The organism is Alicyclobacillus hesperidum (assembly GCF_900107035.1).
Classification (GTDB): domain Bacteria; phylum Bacillota; class Bacilli; order Alicyclobacillales; family Alicyclobacillaceae; genus Alicyclobacillus; species Alicyclobacillus hesperidum.
In genome coordinates this window covers 110474-137074 of the sequence record NZ_FNOJ01000001.1, presented here as the reverse complement: position 1 = coordinate 137074, position 26601 = coordinate 110474, and the positions used below count along the sequence as shown (strand labels likewise).

General features: G+C 53.7%; 27 protein-coding genes, 1 tRNA gene and 1 riboswitch. Of the genes, 22 read left to right on the top strand and 6 right to left on the bottom strand.

Going from position 1 to position 26601, the window contains the following annotated elements; all coding sequences use genetic code 11:
* Nucleotides 1–175: 175 nt before the first annotated feature.
* Nucleotides 176–342, top strand: a riboswitch (M-box (ykoK) riboswitch).
* Nucleotides 343–536: 194 nt separating this feature from the next.
* Complete coding sequence (locus BLU70_RS00615; RefSeq protein ID WP_006448001.1) at nt 537–2162, top strand: Nramp family divalent metal transporter; 1626 nt, start codon at nt 537–539, stop codon at nt 2160–2162.
* 262 nt (nt 2163–2424) lie between these two features.
* On the opposite strand, the gene BLU70_RS00610 is transcribed toward BLU70_RS00615, so the two are convergent.
* The 4 genes from BLU70_RS00610 to BLU70_RS00600 all read right to left on the bottom strand — a co-directional run bounded on the left by BLU70_RS00610 (nt 2425) and on the right by BLU70_RS00600 (nt 5918).
* The gene (locus BLU70_RS00610) at nt 2425–3621 is read right to left on the bottom strand and encodes a uracil-xanthine permease family protein (protein ID WP_100218694.1); all 1197 of its coding nucleotides are present in this window, start codon (nt 3619–3621) and stop codon (nt 2425–2427) included.
* Between the two features lie 238 nt (nt 3622–3859).
* Complete coding sequence (locus BLU70_RS14860) at nt 3860–3991, bottom strand: hypothetical protein (RefSeq protein WP_276326105.1); 132 nt, start codon at nt 3989–3991, stop codon at nt 3860–3862.
* A 75-nt stretch (nt 3992–4066) separates the two neighbouring features.
* A complete protein-coding gene (locus tag BLU70_RS00605; protein ID WP_040290628.1) occupies nt 4067–4792 on the bottom strand; it encodes a 3-ketoacyl-ACP reductase in 726 nt (241 codons plus the stop codon).
* An 82-nt stretch (nt 4793–4874) separates the two neighbouring features.
* Nucleotides 4875–5918 carry a transglutaminase domain-containing protein gene (locus BLU70_RS00600; RefSeq protein ID WP_074691213.1) on the bottom strand — a complete coding sequence of 348 codons (1044 nt, stop codon included), beginning with the start codon at nt 5916–5918 and terminating at the stop codon, nt 4875–4877.
* A 156-nt stretch (nt 5919–6074) separates the two neighbouring features.
* Between BLU70_RS00600 and BLU70_RS00595 the strand changes: the two genes are divergently transcribed.
* The 21 genes from BLU70_RS00595 (at nt 6075) to BLU70_RS00495 (ending at nt 25536) form a co-directional block, all read left to right on the top strand.
* On the top strand, nt 6075–6470 hold the full coding sequence (locus BLU70_RS00595; RefSeq protein WP_074691211.1) for a hypothetical protein: 396 nt from the start codon (nt 6075–6077) through the stop codon (nt 6468–6470).
* 98 nt (nt 6471–6568) lie between these two features.
* Nucleotides 6569–7009 carry an acyl-CoA thioesterase gene (locus tag BLU70_RS00590; protein WP_006447994.1) on the top strand — a complete coding sequence of 147 codons (441 nt, stop codon included), beginning with the start codon at nt 6569–6571 and terminating at the stop codon, nt 7007–7009.
* 152 nt (nt 7010–7161) lie between these two features.
* Nucleotides 7162–7236: transfer RNA gene (locus BLU70_RS00585), tRNA-Val, on the top strand.
* Nucleotides 7237–7373: 137 nt separating this feature from the next.
* On the top strand, nt 7374–8264 hold the full coding sequence (gene ytxC, locus BLU70_RS00580; protein WP_074691209.1) for a sporulation protein YtxC: 891 nt from the start codon (nt 7374–7376) through the stop codon (nt 8262–8264).
* Nucleotides 8265–8277: 13 nt separating this feature from the next.
* Nucleotides 8278–9045 (top strand): metallophosphoesterase, encoded by a 768-nt coding sequence (locus tag BLU70_RS00575; RefSeq protein ID WP_074691208.1) that lies wholly within the window; start codon nt 8278–8280, stop codon nt 9043–9045.
* Between the two features lie 31 nt (nt 9046–9076).
* Entirely contained in the window at nt 9077–10489 is a 1413-nt protein-coding gene (locus BLU70_RS00570; protein ID WP_074691206.1) for an MFS transporter, read from the top strand.
* Between the two features lie 269 nt (nt 10490–10758).
* Nucleotides 10759–12078: a xylose isomerase gene (xylA, locus tag BLU70_RS00565; RefSeq protein ID WP_006447988.1), complete on the top strand. Its 1320-nt coding sequence runs from the start codon at nt 10759–10761 to the stop codon at nt 12076–12078.
* Nucleotides 12075–13607, top strand: a complete 1533-nt coding sequence (gene xylB, locus BLU70_RS00560) for a xylulokinase (protein ID WP_006447987.1) — start codon at nt 12075–12077, stop codon at nt 13605–13607. Before xylA ends, xylB begins: the two co-directional genes overlap by 4 nt.
* 166 nt (nt 13608–13773) lie before the next feature.
* The gene (locus tag BLU70_RS00555) at nt 13774–15111 is read left to right on the top strand and encodes a sugar porter family MFS transporter (RefSeq protein ID WP_074691204.1); all 1338 of its coding nucleotides are present in this window, start codon (nt 13774–13776) and stop codon (nt 15109–15111) included.
* A gap of 159 nt (nt 15112–15270) precedes the next feature.
* A complete protein-coding gene (locus BLU70_RS00550; protein ID WP_006447985.1) occupies nt 15271–16263 on the top strand; it encodes an aldose 1-epimerase in 993 nt (330 codons plus the stop codon).
* Nucleotides 16264–16295: 32 nt separating this feature from the next.
* Nucleotides 16296–18122 carry a M3 family metallopeptidase gene (locus tag BLU70_RS00545; protein ID WP_074691202.1) on the top strand — a complete coding sequence of 609 codons (1827 nt, stop codon included), beginning with the start codon at nt 16296–16298 and terminating at the stop codon, nt 18120–18122.
* Nucleotides 18123–18217: 95 nt separating this feature from the next.
* Nucleotides 18218–19114 (top strand): sporulation protein YtxC, encoded by an 897-nt coding sequence (gene ytxC, locus BLU70_RS00540; protein ID WP_074691200.1) that lies wholly within the window; start codon nt 18218–18220, stop codon nt 19112–19114.
* A gap of 343 nt (nt 19115–19457) precedes the next feature.
* Entirely contained in the window at nt 19458–21404 is a 1947-nt protein-coding gene (gene thrS, locus BLU70_RS00535) for a threonine--tRNA ligase (RefSeq protein ID WP_006447982.1), read from the top strand.
* Between the two features lie 248 nt (nt 21405–21652).
* Nucleotides 21653–22174 carry a translation initiation factor IF-3 gene (gene infC / locus BLU70_RS00530; RefSeq protein ID WP_074691198.1) on the top strand — a complete coding sequence of 174 codons (522 nt, stop codon included), beginning with the start codon at nt 21653–21655 and terminating at the stop codon, nt 22172–22174.
* A 71-nt stretch (nt 22175–22245) separates the two neighbouring features.
* On the top strand, nt 22246–22449 hold the full coding sequence (gene rpmI / locus BLU70_RS00525; RefSeq protein ID WP_040290622.1) for a 50S ribosomal protein L35: 204 nt from the start codon (nt 22246–22248) through the stop codon (nt 22447–22449).
* A gap of 72 nt (nt 22450–22521) precedes the next feature.
* On the top strand, nt 22522–22881 hold the full coding sequence (gene rplT / locus BLU70_RS00520; protein WP_040290619.1) for a 50S ribosomal protein L20: 360 nt from the start codon (nt 22522–22524) through the stop codon (nt 22879–22881).
* A 70-nt stretch (nt 22882–22951) separates the two neighbouring features.
* On the top strand, nt 22952–23740 hold the full coding sequence (locus tag BLU70_RS00515) for a TrmH family RNA methyltransferase (protein WP_040290618.1): 789 nt from the start codon (nt 22952–22954) through the stop codon (nt 23738–23740).
* A 25-nt stretch (nt 23741–23765) separates the two neighbouring features.
* Nucleotides 23766–24311: a divergent PAP2 family protein gene (locus BLU70_RS00510; RefSeq protein ID WP_237716515.1), complete on the top strand. Its 546-nt coding sequence runs from the start codon at nt 23766–23768 to the stop codon at nt 24309–24311.
* 86 nt (nt 24312–24397) lie between these two features.
* Nucleotides 24398–24649, top strand: coding sequence for a spore coat associated protein CotJA (locus BLU70_RS00505; RefSeq protein WP_074691318.1), 252 nt, complete (start codon nt 24398–24400; stop codon nt 24647–24649).
* On the top strand, nt 24646–24921 hold the full coding sequence (locus tag BLU70_RS00500; protein WP_006447974.1) for a spore coat protein CotJB: 276 nt from the start codon (nt 24646–24648) through the stop codon (nt 24919–24921). The genes BLU70_RS00505 and BLU70_RS00500 overlap by 4 nt, the downstream gene beginning before the upstream one ends.
* 45 nt (nt 24922–24966) lie before the next feature.
* The gene (locus BLU70_RS00495; RefSeq protein ID WP_074691316.1) at nt 24967–25536 is read left to right on the top strand and encodes a manganese catalase family protein; all 570 of its coding nucleotides are present in this window, start codon (nt 24967–24969) and stop codon (nt 25534–25536) included.
* A gap of 41 nt (nt 25537–25577) precedes the next feature.
* Here BLU70_RS00495 and BLU70_RS00490 read toward each other — a convergent pair whose 3' ends face one another.
* Nucleotides 25578–26174 (bottom strand): YdeI/OmpD-associated family protein, encoded by a 597-nt coding sequence (locus BLU70_RS00490; protein WP_074691196.1) that lies wholly within the window; start codon nt 26172–26174, stop codon nt 25578–25580.
* A 203-nt stretch (nt 26175–26377) separates the two neighbouring features.
* The gene (locus BLU70_RS00485) at nt 26378–26599 is read right to left on the bottom strand and encodes a hypothetical protein (protein ID WP_006446320.1); all 222 of its coding nucleotides are present in this window, start codon (nt 26597–26599) and stop codon (nt 26378–26380) included.
* Nucleotides 26600–26601: the final 2 nt, after the last annotated feature.

Genomic DNA, 26601 nt, shown 5'->3' with positions numbered 1-26601 from the left:
TCGAACATCTAGGATGGCCTTCAAGGTGAAATCTAGCCGTTGAAGCAATCACAATTTTTTGCGTTGACACCTGACACGACAGGTGGTACAACAGGTGGGGATTGCATTTTGGATTGATATACGGGTCAATGGCCCGTGGCCAATACAGCAGTCGATTCATACGCTTTACAAGTGCATACGTCCTCGTTAGGCGAGGCGTCTATGTGAACATAAGCCACTGCCCGGAAACGTCGAAAGACGCCAATGGGTAGAACAGGTATGGCCGGCTTAAGGCTTTACTCAACGTGGCTGAGTGGACAACTCTACGTCGCATAGTGCTAAAGCTCAACTAGGGGGATTTATAAGTTGCAAGATTTTGGTGTGCAATGGTGATTCCCTCTGGGCTCATGCTTAGGGGGAATTTTTGATCCCGGAGGAGGTGGTAGTTGTGGATATAGGCCCTAGTCCCAGGTGTTTACGCAACGGAACGGCGTGTGTCGAATCGCATATGGGGGTGTACTGTCCCTTCTACCACTGTTTGAAAGGGGTCGATTGTCGTGAGCAAAAATTTGGCATGGCAAGAACACGATGTTGCGCAAAATGGTCCGGGTGATATCCATGGTGCATTTGGCACTCTGCGCGTTCATGATACGGAATTACACAAAGGTTGGAAGACGCGGCTATTGACCTTGTTGACCATTATGGGACCTGGGCTAATTGTCATGGTCGGCGACAACGATGCTGGCGGCGTATCGACATATGCACAAGCCGGGCAGAATTATGGAACCAGTTTGCTGTGGGTATTGTTGTTGCTCGTGCCCGTACTCATCGTCAATCAAGAAATGGTGGTACGCCTTGGGCTTGTCACGCGCGTTGGGCATGCGAAACTGATTTTCGAGCGTTTCGGCAAGTTTTGGGGTGCTTTCTCGGTCATCGATTTATTCATTCTTAACATCCTGACGATTGTCACAGAGTTCATCGGCGTTCGCGAGGCGATGGCGCACTTCGGTGTTTCGCCACTCATTTCCGTCGTTTTGGCGGGTGTTTTACTCGTCGCGATGACGGTTACCGGAAGCTTTCGGCGTTGGGAACGGTTTATGTATGTAATGGTTGTCGCAAATTTTTTGGTGATTCCGCTCGCTTTCATGAGTCACCCGGAGGCTGGTTCTGTTTTCAAGGGATTCGTCGTGCCGGGCGTTGCAGGTGGCTTTACGTCAAATGCGATGCTGCTCATCATCGGTATTGTGGGGACCACGGTGGCGCCCTGGCAGCTCTTCTTCCAGCAGTCCAACGTGATCGACAAGCGATTGACGTCGCGATGGATGGCCTATGAGCGAACTGATACGGTCATCGGATCGGTAGTCGTTGTCATCGGTGCTGCTGCCATCATGGCTTGCACTGCATTTGCGTTTCACGGTACAACCCTGGCGGGTCACTTCGTTGATGCCGGAGGTGTGATCCAAGGGCTTTCGCAATATGTTGGTCAAGCGGCAGGTGATTTGTTCGCGATTATCCTGCTTAATGCATCGCTGATTGGCGCTGCCGCTGTTACATTGTCGACGTCATATGCGTTTGGCGATGTGTTTGGGACGGAGCACTCTCTGCACAGGAGCGTGAAAGAAGGGCTTTCGTTCTACTTGATCTATGCCGTAATTATCGCGGTAGCGGCAGGAATCGTCGTGATTCCGCACGCACCGTTAGGGCTAATCACGACTGGCGTGCAGGCCCTCGCGGGCATTTTGTTGCCGAGTGCGACCGTCTTTTTGTTGCTGTTATGTAACGATCGCGATGTTTTGGGGCCGTGGGTTAACCGCCCGTGGCTAAACGCCATCAGCATCCTGATCGTCGGTGTGCTTGTGATGTTGTCACTGATTCTCGCCGTCACGACATTTTTTCCGAATGTCGATGTCCGCTTCCTCAGTCTTGTGGCCGCAGGCGTGCTCTTGGTGGGTTTGTTCGTTGCCTCCATTGTCATGCTGGGCAAGCGGCGAAAGGGGGTTGCACAGGCGCCGTTTGTCGACAAAGCGGATCGCCACGCATGGCAGATGCCTCCGGTACATGAACTGCCGAAGGCATCTTGGTCACCCATGAAAAAGCTGGCCATGATGACGTTGCGCGGATATCTTTTGATTGCCGTCGTTATGCTGGTTATTAAAATCGTGGAGTTGGCCTTGCACAGATAAGAAAGCGAGCGTTCTTGGCTGATTTCGAGGTTGTTTCAATTTGCGGCTGATATCATTCTTCTTGCGGAACCCCCCTGAAACCCCCTAGAATACATCCTTTGGCCACTGCGGTAAGCGGTGGTCTTTTTTTGGGAAGGCTAAGATATTCAAGGGCAATTCAATCTTGAATGTGTACTATGAGCTCAAACCCTTCCATTCCCCCTGGGTTTCCATATTTGCCGCTGCTTGAGTTGGCAGCGGCTTTTTTATCGCGATCGTGCGGTTAGCTACGGTGCGCTGCTTGTCCACCATCTTCGGCCCCGGTCTGTGTTCGGTCCGGCAACAGCCAATAGATGGCGAGACCTACAATGGTCGCGATGGCAATACCATTATTCTTGGCCCCGATACCGATAATGAAAATGACGGCGACGACAATGAGGTTTTTCGTGTTTGTGAGGTCGACTTTTGCCTCAATCATGTGACGGATGCCCATCGCCGCGATCATGCCGTACAGCAAAATGCCGATGCCGCCGACCACAGCCGCTGGAATGGACTGAATGACAGCGTTGAACTTGCCGAACAAGCCAAGCAGAATGGCGATCACGGCCGCACCTTGAATGATGCGGCTTGAAAATTGGCGAGTCATCGCCAGGACGCCTAGATTTTCTGCATAGGTCGTTTCGGCTGGACCACCAATCAGTGCGGAGATGAGGGTTGCCACGCCATTGCCAAGCAGGATGGACGAGAAGCCAGGGTCTTGTGTGACGTCGCGATCGATAATTTCATTCAATACAAACATGTGACCCAAATCCTCAACCATCGTTACGAGTGCGATGGGGGCCATGGCGAGAACGACTTGCCAGCTGAACGCTGGTGCGTGAAACGACGGGAACTGTACCCATGGCGACGCACTGGCGTTGCCAAAATGCACGAGGCCGCGGGCGATGGCGTAAACGTAGCCGACCACAATGCCGACGAGGATAGGAATGATACGTAGTTGCCTTGGGCCAGCGACGGCACTTATGATGGCGGCCGCAAGACTGACGATGGCCACGTCCCAGTGGGTCGATGCATCGGTCGCTACGGCCGTGCCTGCCAGGGACAAGCCGATGATGGCCACCACAGGGCCGACGACGACCGAGGGAATAAGGCGCTTGACGCGGTTAAACCCAATTGCCGCAATTAGTGCGGAAAACACGCCATACACGATAGATACGCTGATAAGTCCGGTGACTGCTTGATTCGGTGTGTGGTGCTTCGTCACGTAAAGTGTCAGTGGTGCGATGAATGCAAACGATGAGCCTAAGTACGCCGGAACTTTACCGCGTGTGATCAGGTGGAACAGCAGTGTGCCCACACCGCTGGCGATGAGCGTGGCGCCTGGATTCAACCCGGTCAGGATTGGCACCAGCACGGTAGCGCCAAACATAGCAAAGACGTGCTGTACAGAAAGTGGAAAGCGTCTAACAGCAGGGTGCAACGGTATACCTCCCAAATGTGGTTCGGCGTTTTTCAACGCAATCAAACCAAATTCGACAACTTATACATGCGTTTGTGCATGCATGGAAAGTATAACCACAATCGTATGAAAGCACAAAGGGGGATTTTTTACTGTTGAGAAGGCGCATGTTCATACTACTGGGAGTAACAGTGATAGGATTGGCAGGCTGTGGACCGATGGGGCAGGAAAGCCAAAATTTCATTGGTGAGAGTACAAATCAAACGCTCAACAGCTCGATGAGTAACAGTTCGATGGGCAACAGTTCGATGGGCAACAGTTCGATGGGCAACAGTTCGATGGGCAACAGTTCGATGGGCAACAGCTCTGTGAATAACCGCATTTTCGGCAACAATACTTCCTCATGACATGAGACATACATATAAAAGAAAAGGGCTGGCGCTGCTTCACGCTCCAGCCCTTCTCATTATTGCGGGTTGGTCATGATGATACTTGCGGTTTTTACAACCACGCGGGGTGGCAGTTGCAGTATCGACGTAACGAGCTCCGCGATGTCCTCCGGCTGCATCTGATGGCTTTCATCACCGATTTTGAGTCCCGCAGCCCGAGCCAGTTCCGTATTGACGGTGCTAGGTGTAAGCGCCATGACGCGGATATTGTGTTTACGCACTTCGTACATGAGAGACTCTGTAAAGCCCATTACCCCGAATTTCGACGCCGAGTAGGCAGAGGTGGTAGCCGAACCGCGCTCACCAGCCGTCGAACTGATGTTCAGGATATTGCCACCGTTGCGCTCAATCATGTGTGGCAGGACGGCTCGCGTTGCGTAATAGGTGCCAAGCAGATTGACGCGAATCATACGTTCCCATTCTTCGACAGGCATATCGATCACGGTGCCAAACGTGGCGGTCCCTGCATTGTTGATGAGAATGTCGACTGCGCCAAGTTGTTCCGTGAGTGTGGCGATGGCTTTTTCAATTTGTTCACGTTCGCCGACGTCCGCCTGGGCGGTAAATACTTGAACGTTGGAAAGAGACTGCAAGGTCTTGGCAACGTCGTCAAGATCCGATTGCGTACGTGCAATCAGGCCCAAGTTGACTCCGGCTTTCGCCAGGTGTTCCGCAATGCTGCGGCCAATGCCTTTGCCTGCACCGGTTATAATGGCATGCATGCCTTGTAGTGATTGTGCCATGTTCTGTCCCTCCATATCTGTATCTAACAGGACAATTATAAATCGCGACGGTTGCGCCTTGCAAAATCCCCCAAGTACAACGTTAGTATTGGAGTGTCACTTGTACCGCTTGGTAGCCAGGAAGGCGGCTTTGTGAATACGTGTATGACATCGACTGAAAGCCACTTAATCGCAACCCTGCCATCGCTTTCGCCAGCGCCTCCGCCGAGCCCGCAAACTCCACAGTAAACTGCGTGTCGCCCTGGGCAATGTGACGGGCTATCGCATCGCCGATGGTCTGACTGTTCACCTTCTCCTGAAATTCCGCCATGACGGTTGGGTTGTTTGCAATGGTGCGCAGAACTGGATCCGAGGAGCCTCGACTTAGCGATTTGACGACTTGAGCAAAATCTGTCGTTGCTTGGGGCAAGCCAGATTCATCCCACGAGTGGGTGGCGGCCATCTGTGCGTTTGTCAGGTTGTAGTACAGGTAGCTGGGGCGATTTCCACCACCAATCGGATCGTCCCACGTGACATCGAGTTGATACCAATGCCCTCCAATTTTGACCTCGTTCCACAGGTGCGATCCGCCGCCCGCCGTGCCATCGACGAAGCGTACGGGGATGCCGGCGAACGACATCATCCTGTAGGTGAGCGCAGCTATACCTTGACACACGGCCGAACCTTGAAAGGCATCGTACGGTGTGTACCGCTTAAGCGACGTGTCGTATCTGACATGTTCCACAATCCAGTTATGAATGACCCACTCTTTGTCGAAGTCGCTCATCCCAGGGCGCAGCAGCGTGCGTTCCGTGTTGCGGATCGATTGATCCAACGCTCTGGTCTGTGCTGCTGATTGTAGCCACGCGATGGTGACGCGAGTGGTGGTTCCATCCGATTCGTAGTTCATGTTGGAATACAGCTGCGCGAAATAGGGTTGCTGTTGCAAGCTCGTCTTGACGAGTGCTTCCGTCTGCTGCATCGGCAAGTTTACGGAAAATGAGGTCTTTTGTGTCGCAATAGCCTCTGCCACGACTTGCGCTGGCTCCGTGGCACCGAAGACTGTGGTTGGGAATAAGGTGGAAATAGGCTGGACGAAAACGCCTGCCGTCAGCGCGATCGCGACGGCCTGATGTGGCACGCGCATGAAGAGAGCTCCTTCCAAGTCAAGAACATTGTTAGATCCCAGTCTAACCTATTTTCTTGAACGGTTGTCTTGGTGGGTTTCACCAACTGCCTGTCGCCGCCGCGACAGGTTGTCTGCATCTGGAATATATGAACAACGACAGTGAGGTGATGAAACATGGGGATTTCGAAAGTGTTGCAAGCGCTGGTACAGCTGGCGCAAACCAAGCGATTGACAACCCTGGTCATCGGTTTGCTCGGCGCCGCGAAATTGATCACAGACGCGCTTGGCTTACACGTCATCACAAATCCAGAGATCAATGCGATTGCCAATGCCGTTGCATCTATCGTTACGGTCATCTCCGTATTTATGTCGCATGCGAAAACGAGCGCTCTTCCGTCGGGTCAAGCGAGCAGTACGGTGCAACCGGGTGGCGAAACGGCCACGTCTGGCACCGCTGTCAAGGTGGGCAGTGAGCCTGTGAGCGACCAAGAATCTCCGAATGGTGCGAGTGTGCCCGTCTCCGATTCACCACAGATGGCTTCTGATGGGTATGCACGGCCGAGCAACTAGGAGGCTAAGGTCGAGGTCGCGTAGTGAGGTGCCCTCTCAAGTTTGCTACAATGAGGGGACATGGCCGGGCTTACCTGGCGCGCAATGGAGGAATCGACATGCCTGAACGTGTGACAACGGCTTTGGAAGTGCGCTGGGGGGAATGCGATCCCGCTGGTATTGTGTATCATCCATCGTTTATCGATTGGTTTTCCATCGCGCGCATGCACTTTCTTTCAGCAAACGGAATTCGCTATATGACTGATTTCCACGATGCAGGCATCACGGTCGTGGTGACGGACGTCTCTTGTCATTACGCGCGTGCGCTGCGAGCCGAGGATCAAATCGAAGTTTCAGCTCGGCTGTTGGAACTGTCGCGGACGCGCTTATGTTTTGCTTACGAAGTTTTGACAGCGGATGGAGAGTTGAGCGCGGCGGGGCAAACTAAGCATGCATTCGTGGCGAACGAATCGATGCGACCAGTCAATCTAGCGCGCGTGGCGCCACACCTGTGGAACCGTCTGGCGCAGTTACCTACATCCACTGTGGCAGATGCCTGAATTGCGGCCGTGCAAGCTGTAGCCTATACGATTTTGGTGCCAGGCGTGTAGGTTACAACAGACGGTCGTCGCGAACGCGGGAAGACGAGATTGTGGAACGCCTGTTGACATTCGGACTCTCTGTTGCTAACATATGTGCCTGTCCGCGATTTGCGGCTGTAGCTCAGAGGGAGAGCACCACCTTGACACGGTGGGGGTCACAGGTTCGATTCCTGTCAGCCGCACCAAACGAAGCCGTCGACGTACATGCGTTGACGGCTTTTTTGCATCCGTAATCATCCGTAATACGGATTGGCAATGAATATTGGCGCGGTGCGTCGCAGACACCGTCAATTCGCGATCGGGATTCGCGATGGAGGGACTGGTGAACGTGCACAGGTTGACCGTGAGTGCTACGCATGCGTTCCCAGGCTTGGCCAGCTCGTTGCAGCAACTCGAAGGCGCAAAAGTGCTGCTTGGCGATATGGCCATGGAATCTCTGACTTGCATATTTCCGCCACAGTTTGCACCACAGGTGGCAGAAACCATTGCACATTATCTACTAACCGACTGGTTGCGCACGGAAATTGCGCGTGAATGGATCCGGCGCGCAGGGGACTTTGACAGTGAGATGGCGCTTTGTGCGGACCGCGTTGTCGTCAAATTTGTCGCGGGCAAGATGTCACTTGCCAATGCCAGCTTTGCGACTTGGCTTTCGCGCGTTCAGGTGGAGTTGCTACCGTTCTGTACAGGAGATGCAATCGTCTCCCTAGACGGCTTTGCTCGTTTTCGTCTGCGCGAAGTAGTCGCTGCGCTTCGTGCCGAAACCGAACGCGTATGGCAGCATGACGGTCGTGAAAGGGATTTTGAGCGATTGGTGGAAGGACTGCGCGAAGTGCTAAGTGAACAGGTGATACAAGACGAGGAATTGCATGTGTTCACAACTCCCGACTTTGTCTGGATTGCGGACGCGGATGGGTTTGGTCTTTGCGAGGGAGAAATCGGGGAAGCGATGGATGCGGTTGTATCCGATGTGGACGGCATTGACAATGAGGACCTCGCGATTGCAACTTTAATTGGACATTCCCCGCGCCGCGTCGTCCTGCACGACTTGGACCCGGGTGCGCTTTGGCCGAGTTTTGCGGAAACCCTAAGCCGTCTTTTTCAACAGCGCTTGCAGAGATGCGATGGTTGTGACGTTTGTCGACAGTTGGCACACATGGAGCAGCGTTTCCGTATACAATGGACTCAGAATCACAGAAGACAGCAGCGATGATGGGGGGATTGCGGTGCTATTCGGGTGCGCGGCGGCTGTGGCGGGCGTTGGAGCGTTGTTCTACGCGACGAGTGTTCTCCCGACACAGTGGCTTAAGGTGGAGCGTGTGCATTGGAACCTGGGAATCGAAAGGAAGATTGTTCAAATCAGCGACATCCACATCGAGCGCAACCGAATTCCACCCTCCCGCCTGAAGGCTGTTCTTAAGGCCGAACAGCCTGATTTCGTTTGCTTGACAGGTGATTTTGTCGATAGAGATGAGTCACTATTGTTACTCGTACCGTTTTTGCGCGCACTGCAGGAAGTTGGGGTTCCGATCTATGCGGTGCTCGGCAATCACGACTACAGGTTGCAAAGCGTCCAGCGTCTGATTGAATTGATGCAATCATTTGACGTGACCGTTCTCATCAATCAAACTGTGGTTCTAGACAGAATGAACCTGGTGGGCATCGACGATTATTGCACGCGGCATAGTGACGAGCGGGCGTTTGACCAGATTGACGACGCACTTCCAGTCATTGTGATGACGCATGACCCCACGTATACGGTCGTCGCCACACGCAGCTTTGATTGCTTGTTTGCTGGCCACTTGCACGGGAAGCAGTTTAACGTACCGTTCCTGTTTCAGCTCAATCCGATGGGCCCCCTCGCCAGTTCCGGTGTCTACAAGGGGCGCCATCGCTGTCCAAAAGGGCCGTTTTACATATCGAAAGGCATTGGACAATCCGGCATCAATTTGCGATTTTTGGTGCGCAGTGAAATCACGGTTCACGAACTGTGATGGGTCGTTGTGCATTGAAGGAGGACAAGCATTGGCAAACCGCTCAGAAGTGAACCTTTTAACGCGGCTGGATAGGATACCGCTTACACCGCGTGTCGTTGGCATCATCTTTTTACTTTCGCTCGTCTGGTTAGCAGAGGCGTTTGATATCGGGATCGTCGGGCCGGTGTTGACCACTTTGGAGAAGTCTTGGCATTTGGCGTCCTGGCAGGTCGGACTCTTGGCGATTGCCTCGACCGTTGGTATCGTGCTTGGGATGTTACCGTCGGGCATGATCGCGGACAAGTTTGGCCGACGTAAGGTGATTCTGTTTGGGATCCTGTGGTTCTCGGTGTTAACGTTGCTCGGCGCGCTCGTCTCGAATGTGGAGTCGCTGTTTGCGATTCGCCTTCTCGCAGGGGTCGGCGAGGGGGCGGTGCTGCCGATGCCATATTTGATTTTGTCGGAGTTTACCGGACATCGGCGGCGGGCAGTCAGCGTCGGATATGCGAATGGCATCCTCACAGCTGCTTATATTGTGCCGAGTGTCGTTTCACTTTGGGCCTTGCACAACTACCCGGCCGACTATGCGTGGCGCGTCCCGTTTTTACTCGGAGGCATTCCCCTGGTCATGTTGATTCCGATTTACTTATGGCTTCCGGAGTCGCCGCGTTACCTGTTGGAACGCGGGCAAGCTGGCCGTGTGCAAAAGCTTGTGGAATCATTGGAACACGAGGCGAGTTTACCACACGATGAGAAACTTCACGACGACGTGATCGCCGAAATGCTGGATGCGACCCCGCATGATATGTTGAATACGCTGAAGGCGCTGGTGCGCAGGCCTCTTTTGGGGCGTACGGCCATGGTGATCATGCATCTGACTGCGGCTCTCATCCTGTTTTATATCTTGCAGGTGTTTGGCCCTACACTGTTGGCAACGCGCGGAGTTGCCATTTCAAATTCGATTTTGTACACGGGGATCATGATGTTGCTCGCCGGCTTTGGCTCGGTATGCCAGGGGTACCTATCTGACAGGTTTGGCCGCAAAGCAATCTTGGCGGTATATGTTGGCCTTGCGACAATAGGTTGTCTTTTGTTCGCATTTGCAGGTAGTGCGCCAATTGCGTTTGCCGCCGGATTTCTGACGGCTTTCTTCGGCCTTGGCATCTTTCCGGTATCGAAGCTCTGTGTGGCAGAACAGTATCCGACAGACGTGCGTGGCCGCGGCGTCTACATTGTTGAAATGGCTGCGCGTGGACTAAGTGGTATTGTAACCACCTATTTCATCCCATTCGTACTCAAAGCGGGTGGCGATCTCGTTATTTTTCTCGGCATTGCCGTGGCGCTTGTGGTACTCAGTATTCCGTTTCTGGTCTTTGGCCGCGAAACCGCACGCGTTCAGTTGGAATATGCGAGTGCCATCGTGCCAGGCAAGTCGCCTGAACGCAAATTCTCGCATAAGTGATGACGGATGTAGCTATCGTTGTTGGATAGTTCAGCGTACTTACGATTAGGCACTTTTCACAACCAGTCTATGGCGCATCGCCATAGAGCTCGTGAAAAGTGCCTTTTGCGTGTTCAGCCCCTCATGTCGTCGGCTGTCGATACGTCAGATGAAAGCCAATACAATGGGGAGAAAGCGATTTTGGAAGTTCTGATTGAATTCTGGCCCTCGTTTTGTTAGCATGAAATAAGTTTGTTGCACAAACTATTTGTCAAGAAAGGTGATGGCCCGTGGCGACGTACTTCCCGGAAGTCAGCCGTATTGCCTATGAAGGCAGAAAGTCAGACAATCTGCTCGCATTCAAGTACTACAATCCTCAAGAAATTGTGCTTGGTAAGCCGATGGCCGAGCATCTTCGCTTTGCGGTGAGTTACTGGCACACATTCACCTTGCCAGGGAGCGATCCGTTTGGCCTTGCCAACATGATTCGCCCTTGGGACGGCTACACTGGCATGGATTTGGCCAAAAAGCGCGTAGAAGCGGCATTTGAGTTTTTTGAAAAGCTCGGAGTCGAGTATTTTTGCTTCCATGATCGCGATATTGCGCCAGAAGGCGACACTTTGCGCGAAAGCAACCGCAATTTGGACGAGATCGTCGGCATGATCAAGGAATATATGAAATCGACCGGCGTCAAGTTGCTGTGGAACACACAGAACATGTTTTCTAACCCTCGGTTTGCGCATGGCGCTGCGACTTCACCGGATGCAGATGTATTCGCTTACGCTGCTGCCCAAGTGAAAAAGAGTCTGGAAATCGCTCGTGAGCTGGGTGCTGAGAACTATGTCTTCTGGGGCGGTCGCGAAGGTTATGAGACGCTGTTGAATACCGACATGCAGCTCGAACTCGACAACCAAGCGCGTCTATTGCAGATGGCGGCTGATTATGCAGACGAAATCGGTTTTCGCGGTCAGTTCTTGATTGAGCCAAAGCCGAAAGAGCCGACGAAGCATCAATACGACTTCGACGCTCAATCCACCATCGCGTTCTTGCTCAAGTATGGACTCGCAGATCGGTTTAAGTTGAATATTGAGGCCAACCATGCGACATTGGCAGGGCACACGTTCCAGCATGAATTGCGGGTGAGCCGTTTGCACGGCATGCTGGGTTCCGTTGATGCCAACCAAGGCGATCCTTTGCTCGGCTGGGATACCGACGAGTTTCCAACCAACTTGTATGATACGACCCTTGCGATGTACGAGATTCTCAAAAATGGAGGCCTGCAACCGGGTGGCTTGAACTTTGACGCCAAGGTGCGCAGGGCTTCAATGACGCCTATCGATCTGTTCTATGCACACATTGCGGGCATGGATAGCTTTGCTCGAGGCCTGAAGGTAGCAGCCAAGTTGCTCGAAGATGGCGTGTTCGAAAACGAGATCGCCAACCGTTACGAGAGCTACACGAAGGGCATTGGCAAGGACATCGTGGAAGGTAAAGCGACGCTCAAGTCGCTGGAAGACTACGTGATCGACAAGCGCGTTGTGGCAGAGCGTTCTGGACGCCAGGAAGTATTGCTTGCGAAACTGAATCAGTACCTACTTGAAGTGGAATGATAGCGATGGCAACGCAATCCTTGCTCATTGGGATCGACGTAGGTACGTCGGGTGTCAAGGTCGTTCTGGCCGATCTCGACGGCAGAACGGTTGCACAGTCGACTCGCACGTACGACGTGTCGCAACCGCAACCCCTATTTGCCGAACAGGATCCAGAGATTTGGTGGGAACAGACGTGTCGGGCGCTACAGGACGTGTTTGTGAAATCGGGTGCAAACCCGGGTAATGTGCGTGGTATTGGACTGACGGGTCAAATGCACAGCCTCGTGCTGCTCGATGAGCATGGGGCGGTCATTCGACCAGCCATCCTTTGGAGCGATCAGCGCACACAGGAACAGTGCGATTGGATTCATAGCGAAATTGGCCTCGAGAAGACCATCGATTTGGTGGCGAATCCGGCGTTGACGAATTTTACGGCAACGAAGTTGCTTTGGGTACGTCAGCATGAGCCCGAGCATTATCGTCGCATTCGCCGCGTGCTTTTGCCTAAGGATTATATCCGGTATCGTCTGACGGGTGAATTTGCATCGGATGTGTCCGACGCTTCTGGAACCCTGCTGTTGGATGTCGCCGGCCGCAAGTGGTCGGAGGAGATGTGCGAACGCCTGTCTATCCCGCTTTCATGGTTGCCTACTGTGCATGAATCGGTCGAGGTGACTGGCCGTGTGCACGAGAAGGCCGCGCAAGCAACGGGTTTGGTAGCGGGAACACCTGTTGTTGCTGGGGCCGGCGATCAAGCTGCTGGTGCGATTGGCAATGGCATTGTGCGTCCGGGCGTCGTATCGAGTACCATTGGCACCTCTGGAGTTGTGTTCGCCTATGCCGAAGGGATCGTGCGCGATCCGAAAGGACGTTTGCATACGTTTTGTCACGCGGTGCCGGGGGCATGGCACGTCATGGGCGTCACGCAGGCAGCCGGTGGTTCGTTGCAGTGGTATCGGAACGAGTTTGCACAATTGGAGCGGAGTACGGCGGAGTTGATTGGTCGCGATGTGTATGAGTTGCTGAGCGACGAGGCTGCTTCGGTGCCGCCAGGGAGCGAAGGGCTTGTATTCCTGCCGTATTTGATGGGCGAGCGCACACCACATCTCAACCCTCTCGCGCGTGGCGTGTTCTTTGGCATCACAGGTCGCCATCGGCGAGCGCATTTTGTGCGTTCCATCATGGAAGGTGTGGCGTTTAGTTTGCGGGATTGCCTTGAGTTGATCACAGGTCTTGGGCTTCCCGTCGAACAGATTCGCGTTTCGGGCGGCGGTGCTCGCAGTGAGGTATGGAGATCCATCCAGGCTGGCGTCTTCGGACAAGACGTGTGCACCGTTGAGGCCAACGAGGGTCCGGCCTTTGGTGCTGCACTGTTGGCGGGCGTGGGTAGTGGCTGTTTCGAGGACATCGTCTCTGCGTGCGATGCTCGCATTCGCGTGCATGCAAGCGATGCGCCGAACCCATCACATGTCCCGATCTATGCAAAGACCTATGATGTGTACCGAGCACTGTACACGTCCTTGCAACCACATTTCGTGCAGAAGTGACACGTTGAGACTGGTTGAGTAACAGGAAGGTGCGGCGCTATGGTGCCGCACCATGCTCGGGTAAGCGCATTCCGCTTATCGCATGGTGCAATGCGACAATCCAGGTGTTCTAGAAACCCTTCAAAAGAGAGAAGTTGCTTCATCGACAGAGAAGGAGTATGGAGACATGAAGATCAGAATTAGTAACACCCTGATTTACTTTTTCGGGGCTCTTGGTGGATTGCTTTTTGGTTACGATACGGGTGTCATTTCGGGCGCCATCTTGTTCATTCGCCAGACGCTTCATCTAAGCTCGTTTGATCAAGGTTTTGTTGTGAGCGCTATCCTGATTGGCGCAATCATTGGTTCAGCTATCAGTGGTCCACTGACGGATAAGATGGGGCGCAAAAAGGTCGTCCTGATTGCCGCCTTGATTTTCTGTATCGGCGCGATTGGGTCAGCCTTGTCGCCGAGCACAGGCGTTTTAATATTGTTCCGCATTGTGCTGGGTCTTGCCGTGGGCACGGCGTCGACCATGGTTCCGATGTACCTTGCCGAGATGGCGCCAACTGAAATTCGCGGCGCACTCTCCAGTTTGAACCAGTTGATGATTGTCATTGGCATTTTGCTTGCGTATATCATTAACTACGTGTTTGCACCGAGCGGACAGTGGCGCTGGATGTTGGGATTGGCGTTTGTACCGGGAGCCATTCTTTTTATTGGTATGCTGTTCCTGCCCGAGAGTCCGCGCTGGCTTTTGAAGCGTGGGCGTGAAGATCAAGCTCGCGAGATTTTGAATCACTTGCGCAAAGGACGCGGAGTCGAAGAAGAGTTGAGCGACATTCGGCGTGCGAATGAACTTGAAACTGGCGGTTGGTCACAGTTGAAGGAAAAGTGGGTGCGCCCGGCGCTCTGGACGGGTATCGGGCTTGCTGTCTTTCAACAGTTCATTGGGTGCAACACCGTCATCTATTATGCACCTACGACGTTCACGGACGTCGGACTCGGATCTTCGGCCGCCATCCTCGGTACTGTCGGTATCGGTAGCGTCCAGGTGATTATGACCGTGATCGCAGTCCGTTTGATCGATCGCGTTGGGCGCAAGCCTTTGTTGGTAAGCGGTAGCATCGGAATGGCTTTGTCGCTGTTGTTACTCGGTTTCATTCACATGGCATTTGGCAATTCGGCGGCCGCTGGCTGGACAACCTTGATTTTCTTAGCGATTTATATCTTCTTCTTCTCCATCAGTTGGGGGCCTGTCGTTTGGGTCATGCTTTCGGAAATCTTCCCGCTAGGCATTCGCGGTGCGGGCATGGCAGTCGGTGCGGTCGCCAACTGGGCGTCGAACTTGGTCGTTTCGTTGACGTTCCCGCCATTGCTGAAGGCTGTGGGTATTAGTTGGGCCTTCATCATCTATGGCATCTTTGGCGTTCTGTCGATCATTTTCGTGATTGCGAATGTGAAAGAGACGAAGGGACGCAGTCTCGAACAAATTGAGTTTGATTTGCGAAGCAGGATATCGTGACATCGGCTGCGTAATCATTGTATAGCAGCCTCACCGCGACTTTGATGCCGCATTTGCAGGGATCATAGGGATGGGACTGGCTCGCGTTCGCGGGCTGGTCCTGTCGCATTTTTCTGGGGCAATGGTACATTCCTTTACAGCCTAGCAAGAAAGGATTGAATGATGATGTCAGTCAAAGAGGCGACGTATGCAGGGGAATCTGCAATACTCTTGCAAAATGGAGACTACGAGGCAATTTTACTGCCCAAACGCGGCGGCAATCTCGTTGCGTTTCGAGATGTGAAGCGTGGATATCGCTTTTTGCGCGAACCAGAGCAGGAGATGGACCAATTTGAAAAGTCGCCCATCCGCTTTGGCATTCCCGTCCTCTTTCCACCGAATCGTTATCGCGACGGCGTATTTACAGTTGCCGGCAGAACGTATCATTTGCCGGTGAACGAGGAGTCGACGCACAATCACCTACATGGCTTCTTTTCTCGCCTCGCATGGCCCGTTGTCGCAAGTGGTGACAATGCCGAAGGCGCGTTTGTCGAGATTCGCCACGACGTCGACGAGAATCATCCCGTTTATGAACACTGGCCGCACCGCTTTTCCATTTCGATTCGCTATACGTTAACCACATCATCTCTGGTGCAAACCGTACACATCGAGAACACGGGAGACACGCCAATGCCGTGTATGCTGGGCTTTCACACGGCCGTGCTGGTTCCGTTTGCGCCAAGCAGTAGCGCGGCGGATTGTACATTTACTTTGACCATCGGCGAGCGGTGGCAACTCGACGAGCGCAAACTTCCTACAGGCCGTTTCCAACCCCTAAACGCCGGTGAGCAAAATATGAAATCTGGCGGTGTCAGCCCGTTCTTTGAGGCCATGGACAATCATTACTCGGCGGCGCCTGTCGATGGTCACAACCAGATGGTCTTGACGGACAGTAAGGCGGGGGTGCGGTTTATTTACGATGTCGATCTCGGATACCGTCACTGGATGGTGTGGAACAACAATGCAGGTGGTACCTTCTTTTGCCCTGAGCCACAAATCAACATGGTCAATGCGCCAAACGTCGAGCTGCCAGCCGATGTTACAGGGCTCGTGATTTTGCAACCAGGGGAGTCGTGGACGGGTACGAGTCGGATGTACGCGGAATCGCTCTAAACAAAAAGGGCAACGGGAAGGGGCGAAAGAACATGCCTTTGCGTGCACGAAGCGATGTGCCGGAGCAAGAAACTTGGGATTTGCGCCCGCTGTTCCTGAGCGTGGAGGACTGGGAAACTGCGGTTGAGCGCATTCCCGCGCTTGCGGAAGAACTGATAAAACAATCCGATTCTCAAGAGTGGCGCACTCCAAAGGATCTCGTCAGGTGCTTGCAATTGCACGACGAGTTGCGCAGGTTGTGCATCAATACGGACCGCTACGCCATGTCTCGGTTTGCCGAAGACGCGACGAGCAATGAAGCGCAAACGCTCATGGGTAAAGCCCAGTTGGCATTGCAACGATGTGGAGAAGCTTCGGAACATCTGCGGGCGGCGATTCGCCGCTTGCCGACGAACACGCTTGCTGCCTGGCGCCAGGATGCCGAAATTGTCGTGTATGCCACATATTTAGAACGCGTGGAGCAAGAGCGTGCGCACACATTGCACGACGAGGCAGAACGTGCACTGGCTGCCTTGGCAGGAAATATCGGTGTTCCAAGTGGCGTGTACGAGGCAGCAACAGGCGCCGACATGCGTTTTCGCAATGCTCACGACGGTTCAGGCAATGAAGTTGCAGTTACGCCGTTTGCTCTATTGATGAACATTGAGACATCAGCAGATACGAAGTTTCGCCATGATGCCTATCAAAGCGTGATCGACGGCCTGCGGCCGTATCAACATACGCTGGCTCGCGCACTTGCCGGTAAAATCCAGGGCGACGTCGCGGCCGCGCGTTTGCGCAACTACGATAGTGTCTTTCACATGCTGCAGATGGCCGATATGGGAGGAACGATTTCGGCGAACCAGGTCGACCCTGAACATTATTTCATGGTCCAGGACGTGATGTTGAAGGAACTGGCGCCGCATATGCGACGTTACATGCGGTTGCGCAAGCGCGTGCTGAACCTCGATCGGCCGCTTTTATGCGATGCGAAAGCACCGCTTGTGCCCCTCTCCGGTGCGCAGATGTCGTTTGCGCAAGCGAGATCGCTCATTCTCAAGGCAGCCGAGCCCCTTGGTTCGGTCTACACAGACATTCTTGAACGAGCATTTGACGAGCGGTGGATTTACTGGGGACGGAATGCCGGCAATTGGAACGGAGCGTTTTGCGGGGAGAGCTCGGTTCACCCGTACGTGTTTTCGCCATTTGGCGGCGGCATGTACGATGTGTTCGTGCTGGGGCACGAACTTGGGCATGCGGTGCACCTATCATTGGCGTGCGCTTCTGAACTGCCGACCAATCTCGCCTTTTCGTGTCTGTTCATCGAGACACCATCGACATTGATGGAGCACATGATCGCCAACAGGCTTATTGCTACCGCAGCCGATGCCACCAGTCGCGCCCAGGTGCGAATGATGCAGATGTTCACATTTCACCACGATTTTGTCACGCATCAGACTGAGGCGGAGATTTTACGTCGGTTGTACAGCTTGGCTGACAAGGGTCGGCCTTTGTCGACTGAGGTGTTCCGGCAAACCTCGCGGCAGGTACTGTCCGAATTTTGGGGAGACGAGATCGAACTCGACGAAGGCGCAGATTTATATTGGATGCGCCAACCGCATTACTATATGGGACTCTATCCGTACACCTATGCGGTCGGCTTAACCGCATCGACGATTCTGGCCGAGCGCTTCGCAGCAGGAGAGACAGCGCTGATCGAGGATTGGATCCGGGTTCTGTCTGAGGGAGCAGGTAAATCGCCGCTCGCACTGTTCCGCGCAGTCGGGCTCGACATGGACACGCCCGAACCTTACCGCCGAGCGATCCGCCACGTGGGCGCGATCATCGATGAACTGGAGACAGTCTTTACAACCGGCTAACCCGTACAGATCAGCAGTTTGTGTATAGCTGGATGCCTCAAGCTCCATACTGGAACCATCTGGATTTGTATGGAAGTGCATTGGGGGCGACAGCGTTGTACGTCTTTGAATGGACTCCAGGCATGGACGTCGAATCATTGTGTGAAAAGCTCGCAACTTGTGTCGGTACCGTCCGCTGGTGGAGCGGCGAGATGGTTTACATCGGATGTGAATGCCCGCCGGATCGAAAAAGACGCGTCGCATCTATCTTGGCGGGGGCGCTGGTGCGCGATTGGCTCTATCGCCAACTTGTTGTTCACGTGCAGCAACGCGAACCTTCGCTCATGAGCGACGAGATAGAGTACGGTGTGCTTAGCCAGTTGCACGATTTGCGGGCGACCAAGGCGCGTTTTGCAGGGGACGATCTGGACGCTTGGGAGGCCAAACTGGCCGCTGATTTGAGCGCTTGGATGGAGCAGGAGGATCGGTTGTCTTTGCCCGCATTTGCCCGATTTCGCATGCGACCGCTACTGACAGCCTTAACGGCCGAAGTCGAGCGGCGTATGCATCAAATGCGGCTTGAGGATGAGTACGAAGAATCCCTTCGGATGTTGCGCTATATGCTCAACGAACAACCCATTGTGAAGCGCGAGTTACACGTGTTTTGTGCTCCCGAACGAATCTGGATGACCGATGCGGAAGGCGAATTAATTCGCGACGAGGAAGTGTTGGCGGCCGCACTGGCGGGTGAAACGGATGTCGACAGCGAGGATTTGGCGATGAGCATTTTAATTACCCGTTCACCGTGCCGCATCATTTTGCACGATCTCGATCCCGACGCACCGTGGCCTCGCTTTTCCGAGACGATCCGCCGCGTGTTCCGTGAGCGCGTGATGCCATGTCGGGGGTGTACCACTTGTTGGTCACACCAAGGGCATCAGATTCGCGGTGACGAGCTGTTGGATTTACCTTGGAGTGATGGGGCAGTCGACGGGCAGGGCCTTGACATCTAGCCGCTTCGTGTCGTACTGTCCATTATAGAACAAAGGGTCGCAAGCGGCCTTTTGCCATGAAGAACATGCGATGCGGAAAGACGCGCTTTGACGCAGGAACCCATGTGCAGAGAGAGGATATCCAGGCTGCAAATGTCCTCCATGGTTGCGTAAAGACACCACTTTCCAAGCAGTTCACGGGTCGCAACGTGAACCGTTCAGCCGCGTTATGGCTTTGAGCCTCTGCTCCTGCTGGCCGAGCAGAGGGAAGTTGGGTGGAAACACGAGACTGACGTCGTCGTCCCATAGGGGTGACGGCGTTTTTTGTCGTTTCACCATTGCATATCAGAAGGGAGAACGAATCGTGGCACAGGACATTGTCGTTCGGTTGAAAGATGGTTCGGAAAGGGCCATGCCCGTTGGCAGCACGTATGCAGATCTAGCTGCTGCCATCAGCCCGCGCCTGGCTAAGGAGGCAGTGGCGGCGAAGGCGGACGGGCAAGTTGTCGATCTCGCTCGTGAGATCGCCGATGGCGCACAAGTGGAACTGTTGACGCTCAAAGATCCCGAGGGTGTCGACGTCATGCGGCACACCTGTGCGCATGTTATGGCGCAGGCGGTTTCCCGCTTGTTTCCAGGCACCAAGTTTGCCATAGGTCCCGTGATCGAAAACGGTTTTTATTACGATTTTGCCGATCACGACTTCACGCCGGAGGATCTGCCGCGCATTGCGGAAGAGATGCAGAAGATTATCGATGCGGACTATCCGGTCGTCCGCGAGGTCATTTCCCGGGAAGATGCCTTGCAAATGTTCGAGGCGCGCGAAGACCGGTTTAAGGTCGAGATTATTCGTGACTTACCTGAGGAAACGACGTTAACCATCTATCGCCAGGCCGAGTTTGTCGATCTTTGCCGGGGCCCGCATTTGCCGTCAACCGGCCGGATTAAGGTATTTCAATTGGGCAACCTGGCAGGCGCATACTGGCGGGGGGATTCGGATCGCGAAATGCTCACGCGGCTGTATGCCGTGGCGTTTGCGAAGAAGTCGGATCTCGATGAGTATAATCGGCTTCAACAAGAGGCGCGCGAGCGCGATCATCGCCGTCTAGGCAAGGAACTCGACATCTTCATGCTGTCGCCAGAGGTCGGACAGGGGTTGCCGCTTTGGTTGCCCAATGGCGCGAAGATTCGGCGCACCATTGAGCGCTACATTGTCGATCTCGAAGAGTCGCTCGGGTATCAGCACGTCTACACACCGCACTTGGCAAGCGTGGAACTGTACAAGATTTCCGGTCACTGGGAACATTATCATGAGGACATGTATCCACCTATGGAGATGGATAACGAAGAACTCGTGTTGCGACCGATGAACTGTCCGCATCACATGATGGTGTACAAAAACCATCTGCATAGCTACCGTGAGCTACCGATTCGCATAGCGGAGCTCGGTACCATGCACCGATACGAAATGTCAGGCGCACTGGCCGGTTTGCAACGCGTGCGTGCGATGACCCTAAACGACGCGCATATTTTCTGCCGACCCGATCAAATTCAGAGCGAGTTCATCCGCGTGGTCAGATTGATCGAGCGCGTGTACAAGGATTTTGGCATCCGCGACTACTATCATCGGTTGAGCTATCGCGATCCCGCCAATACCGAGAAGTATGTGCAGAACGACGAGATGTGGGAGTTAGCGCAAGGCATGTTGCGGCAGGCGATGGAGGAGTTGGGGCTTGAATTTGTAGAAGCGCCCGGCGAAGCCGCGTTCTATGGTCCCAAGCTGGATGTGCAGGTGCGCACCGCGTTGGGTAAAGACGAGACGCTGTCCACGGTTCAGCTCGACTTTCATCTGCCTAATCGATTTAACTTGGAGTATGTTGGGGAGGACGGTGAACGCCATCGCCCGGTCGTCATTCACCGCGGGGTTGTCGGCACGATGGAGCGCTTTACGGCGTTCTTGATTGAGCAGTATAAGGGTGCTTTCCCGGCTTGGCTGGCTCCAACACAAGCTGTTGTAGCCTCTGTGGCAGATGACTTTGCCGCATACGCAGAAGAGGTGGCGGACAAATTGCGCGAAATGGGCTTGCGTGTGGAAGCCGACGTTCGTCCTGACAAGATTGGCTACAAGATCCGTCAGGCCCAAATCCACAAGATCCCATACACGCTTGTCGTCGGTCAACGCGAACTACAAGAAGGCACCGTTTCCGTGCGCAAGTATCAGGCCGGGGATCAGGGGCAGATGGCCATTGACGCGTTTGCAGGGCGGCTGCGTGCCGAAATTGATGCCAAGGAATTGTTGGTGGAGCCGTAAGAGCCTTGACGTTGTAGAGTCCTTTGGTTAAAATACGCATGTTATAGTACGAAATTGAGTAAGCAGAAGCCTGCCGCTTCTCACCTGATCGGCATATGCTGACAGGTTCCTAGACAATGCGAGTCTTATCGATTTCACATGAATCGATGACTAGGCGCGTTTTACGCGGTCATCTAGGGAGCGCAGGCATATGTGTGCCTGCGCTTTTGTGTTGCGGTTCGGGTCGGATTTTATGGAGGTGACACCAGATTAGCAAAGAAGGGTATCAGGTAAACGAAGGTATTCGCGCTCGCGAAGTGCGCGTCGTTGACGCCGAAAACCAGCAGCTTGGCATTATGCCTTTGCGCGATGCACTGCGACTGGCTGAAGAGCGCAATTTGGATCTTGTCAACGTCGCGCCCAACGCGAAACCACCTGTTTGCCGCATTATGGACTACGGCAAGTTCAAGTACGAGCAGAGCAAGAAGGAAAAGGAATCTCGTAAGAATCAAAAAGTTGTTCTGCTCAAAGAAGTCCGGATGACGCCCAATATTGACGAACACGACTTGAACGTCAAGCTCAAGAACGTCATCAAGTTTTTAAAAGAAGGTTCGAAGGTCAAGGTTTCTGTTCGGTTTCGCGGACGGGAAATCACGCACCAAAACCTCGGTCAGGAATTGTTGTTGCGGTTGGCCAAATCAGCTGAGGAACAGGCGATTGTCGAACGCATGCCGAAGCTGGAAGGCCGTCATATGGTCATGATTCTCGCGCCGCGACAGCCGAGTGCTTGATCCTTGCAGAACCATCTACGAGAATGATCCGCCGGGATGCTGGCTAATCAATATTGGAGGACAGAAACGATATGGCGAAGATGAAGATGAAGTCGCACAGCGGTCTCAAAAAGCGCGTCAAGCGGACGGCGTCTGGCAAGCTGAAGCGCCCGCATGCGTTCGCATACCACAAGGCTGAACATAAGTCGCCGAGCCGCAAGCGCCGCCTGCGGGGGACGACTTTGGTCTCGCCGAGCGACGTCAAGCGCATTAAACAGTTGGTCGCTTATAAATAATTGCTGGAGCATTGAACGTACCAGCGCCCGGCTCGTACGAGCGGGCGATCCATCTGAGGAGGATTTGCAACCATGGCACGTGTAAAAAGTGGTAAGGTGACGCGTCGTCGCCATAAGAAGATTTTAAAGCTCGCCCGCGGTTACCGCGGTTCGAAACATACGCTGTTCCGCACGGCGAAACAGCAAGTTATGAAGTCGTTGATGTACGCGTATCGCGACCGTCGGGTTCGCAAGCGCGACTTCCGTCGCCTCTGGATTCAGCGCATCAATGCCGCAGCGAGATCGAATGGATTGTCTTACAACAAGTTCATGTATGGTCTGAAGCTTGCCGGCATCGAGGTGAACCGCAAGATGCTCGCTGATCTCGCTGTGACGGACGGCGCGGCATTTACGCAACTGGTCAACGTAGCACGCGAAAAGCTGAACGCCTGATGGCAGAGTCCCGGTCGCTGGCGACCGGGTCTTTTTCTCATGAGCGACCCGGACGGGAGGCGGTGGCGGCGTGTATATCGAATCGGTACATAACGAGCGAGTCCGGCTGTGGAGTCAGTTGAAAACGAAGAAGGGCCGTGTAAAACACGGGCGGTTTCTCGCCGAAGGAAAGCGTTTGGTTGCCGAACTGCTCGATAGTTCATACGAAGTGGATGCCTTACTGTGGGATACCGGATCGGACGAACTTCCTTTGGCGTTGAGGGAACATCCAAAAGCGCAAAATAAGTGGTTTGAGCTGTCTCCCAATGCGTTTGCTGCGGTTGCCGACACGACGACGCCGCAAGGAGTGATTGCCGTCGCTCACATTCCGCAGCCAACGCCGACCATCGGGGCTCGTTGCGTGCTGTTGGACGGCATCCAGGATCCAGGCAACGTCGGGACGCTGTTGCGGACTGCAGAAGCATTTGGATACACGGCTGTTTGTTGCGGCAGTCAAACGGTAGATCCATTCGCGCCCAAGGTGGTTCGCGCCTCGATGGGGGGCATGTTTCGACTTGATTTGTACATAGAAGACAGCGTCAGCTTCATCAAACGCTGGCGCGGTTTGCACCCGGCAGGTCGCGTGGCCGTCGCGGCGGCTGAGGGATCGGATCCATGCTACGAGGCGAATCTGTGCGGAGACCGACTGGTGGTAATCGGCAGTGAGGCTCAGGGCGTCAGCGCTACGGTTCGCGATCTCGCGGACATGATGATTGCCATCCCGATGGCCGGTGGTGCAGAAAGTTTGAACGCCGCCGTTGCCGGTAGCGTCCTTTTGTACGAGTCGTTTCGGCAAAGTCTCGACGGCAATCGCTTGTAGAAAGGAGCGTTTTGGCTTGCTGCACGTGTGGTCAGACATGTGGGCCGCGCCGCTCGTGGCGATGATTGTCGCCCAGTTGTTGAAGCCTGTGTTTGTGATGATCCAGATGCGGACTTGGGATTGGCGACAGGTGCGAAATTCCGGTGGCATGCCGAGCTCCCATACAGCCGCCGTGATCGCGCTCGCTGCTGAACTTTGGATGCATTCGGGGGGATCTGATCCCGTTTTGGGGATTGGCTTCTTTGTCGCTGCCGTCGTGATGTACGATGCGGCCGGCGTGCGTTGGCAAACAGGGCGGCAAGCAGCCGTGCTCAATCGCCTATTGCGCGATCTTCGCGGTCAACACCTGCTCGAACACAGCGGTGAAGCTGGAGAACAGCGTCCACGCGATGCGGCGCCCAAGCCAAGCCCTGGTGAACCGGTGGCCGGAATCCGACCTTTGTCTGTGGTGAGGATGCCTTGGTGGTTAATCGATTGGCCCGTGCTAAACGAACAGGTAGGTCATAAGCCAATCGAGATCCTAGGCGGCATCGTCGTCGGCGTGATCGTCGCGATCGCGTTACATGGATAAGTGGGGCATTGGCGATGGCGTAACAGGTGTGTCGAAACGGTGGACTTTTTGTCATTCCATCTGCATATAGATTGGCTGAAACCGCCATGACAGGAGGGGATTTGTCCACCGTGGAAAAAACGCCGTCACAATGGCGCGTCTATCGATCTTATCACAGTCCGTTTGACCCATGTTCACCCCGTACAAGATACTTCAATGTTCCTCCTAATGTGTTACAGCCTTTTCAAACTAGTGCTCGCAAACAGTTTGCTCCACACGAGGCGCTTCGCAAGGGAACGTTGTGGCCCGAATACTACAGCCCGTATCCACCAGAGACGCGGGGAGGCGAAGCAGAATGAGCGAGGCACCGCCGCAAATGCCAAAGGCCTATTACCAGTACCTTCACGAATTGCAGTCTATTGATTTTGTCCTCTGTGAGTTGACCTTGTATCTCGATACACACCCAGAAGACGAGCAAGCACTTGCGCAATTCACTCAGTTCCAGAAGCGGAAGCACAATTTGATGACGCAGTTTGAAGCTGCATTCGGACCCTTGTATGAGTTTGGCGTCAGCCCTATCAGTGGCGGCAAATGGGCGTGGTCGCAGACTCCTTGGCCATGGCAGGTTTAATCAAAACTCGGGTTACACCGGCCACAACCATAGGGGGTGAAGGCTATCTGGATTTATGAAAAAAAGCTTCAATATCCCGTTCGCGTGAGTAAGTGCGATCCGAAGCTCGCCAAAATGCTGATTGAGCAATACGGTGGCGCGGACGGTGAATTGTCCGCGGCACTACGGTATCTGAATCAGCGCTACTCGATTCCGGATAAGGTCATCGGGCTGCTAACGGACATCGGGACAGAGGAATTTGCTCATCTCGAAATGATTGCAACAATGGTGTATAAGTTGACCAAAGATGCAACACCAGACCAATTGCGGGCAGCGGGTTTGGCTGATCACTATGTCAACCATGGCCACGCACTATTTTACCATGATGCCGCAGGAAATCCGTGGACGGCGACCTATATCCAAGCCAAGGGCGATCCCATTGCGGATCTGTATGAGGATATCGCTGCCGAAGAAAAGGCGCGCGCCACATATCAATGGATTATCGATAACACGGACGATCCGGATATTGTGGACAGTTTACGGTTTTTACGGGAACGAGAGGTGGTGCATTCACTCAGGTTTCGCGAAGCGGTCGAAATTTTGAAGGAGTACAACAGTACCAAGAAGCTGTTTTGAGCGGATGAGCCGCCCCAGAGTTTGCGCGAAGTAGGGGCGGCTTAGTCATTCATGCCCTTTCCCTCCAGTATCTTATCTACATACTTCTCAATTCTAGAGGTGCGCGTCTTCGACTGTTTGGGTTGTGCAAAATAGAGCAGATACGCACGTTGGCGACCTGGGGTCAAATTGCCAAAGGCATCTTTCAGTGCAGGAAGCTCCTCAAACTTGGCTTGGAGTTCCTCAGGGATCGGGAAGTCTTCGGTTTTTTTGCGTTCGACTTGGAGACCAGCTTGTTCCACTTCGATAGCTCTTTGAATATAATCTTTGAGCACGTCTTCCATGGACCTGATATCTTGAATCGTCGTAAAACGAACTTGTCGTGTCGATTGTACGTTTTCGGTTTGCTGCACGAGAATCTGATTGGGATCAGGCAGTAGCGCTCCTTTAAAAAACAAAAACGCGCAATACTCTTTAAACCCATGCATGAGCACGATGTTTTTTCCTTGTTCGGTATAACAAGGCCAGCCCCATTTGAGTTCTTCTGATAGACCACAATCGAGGGCGATGGCTCTCATTGCGGTAAACTCTTCTTTCCAGGTCGTCAGCCTTTGAAAAAAGGAGTCTACCTTCGGATTGGTTATGCGTTGAACCGTCATGAATTCTCCTTCTCGGTAAAGGACATCTTGAGTGAGTTCATTATACTGAAAGAATACTTATCGGGGAAGCAGATGACATCGCTGCGGGAGAACGAAGGCTGTCTGCTCTGTTTGGTACAGACAGCCCGGGTACAGGTGATAGTGGGCACCGTATTTCAAGAGGTTACAGCATGGTGTTTACATCGTCATTTTGCGTGCGCAGCTTAGAGTGTTCTGAGTAATGCTTTTGCTGTTTGCTGAACCCAGTCGGTTGTAACGACATCATCTGTGTTCAATCTCTCGACCTTAGCACTTGTCATATCGACATATAGATGTTCCCCAATCAAGCGCGCTTGTTCGTCGTACGGCCAGATAAAGGCTTGCTTAGTTGTATAGTGATAAAAGGCATCTGCTGTTGAAATATCTCGCGCAGCCCCACGGTTCATTC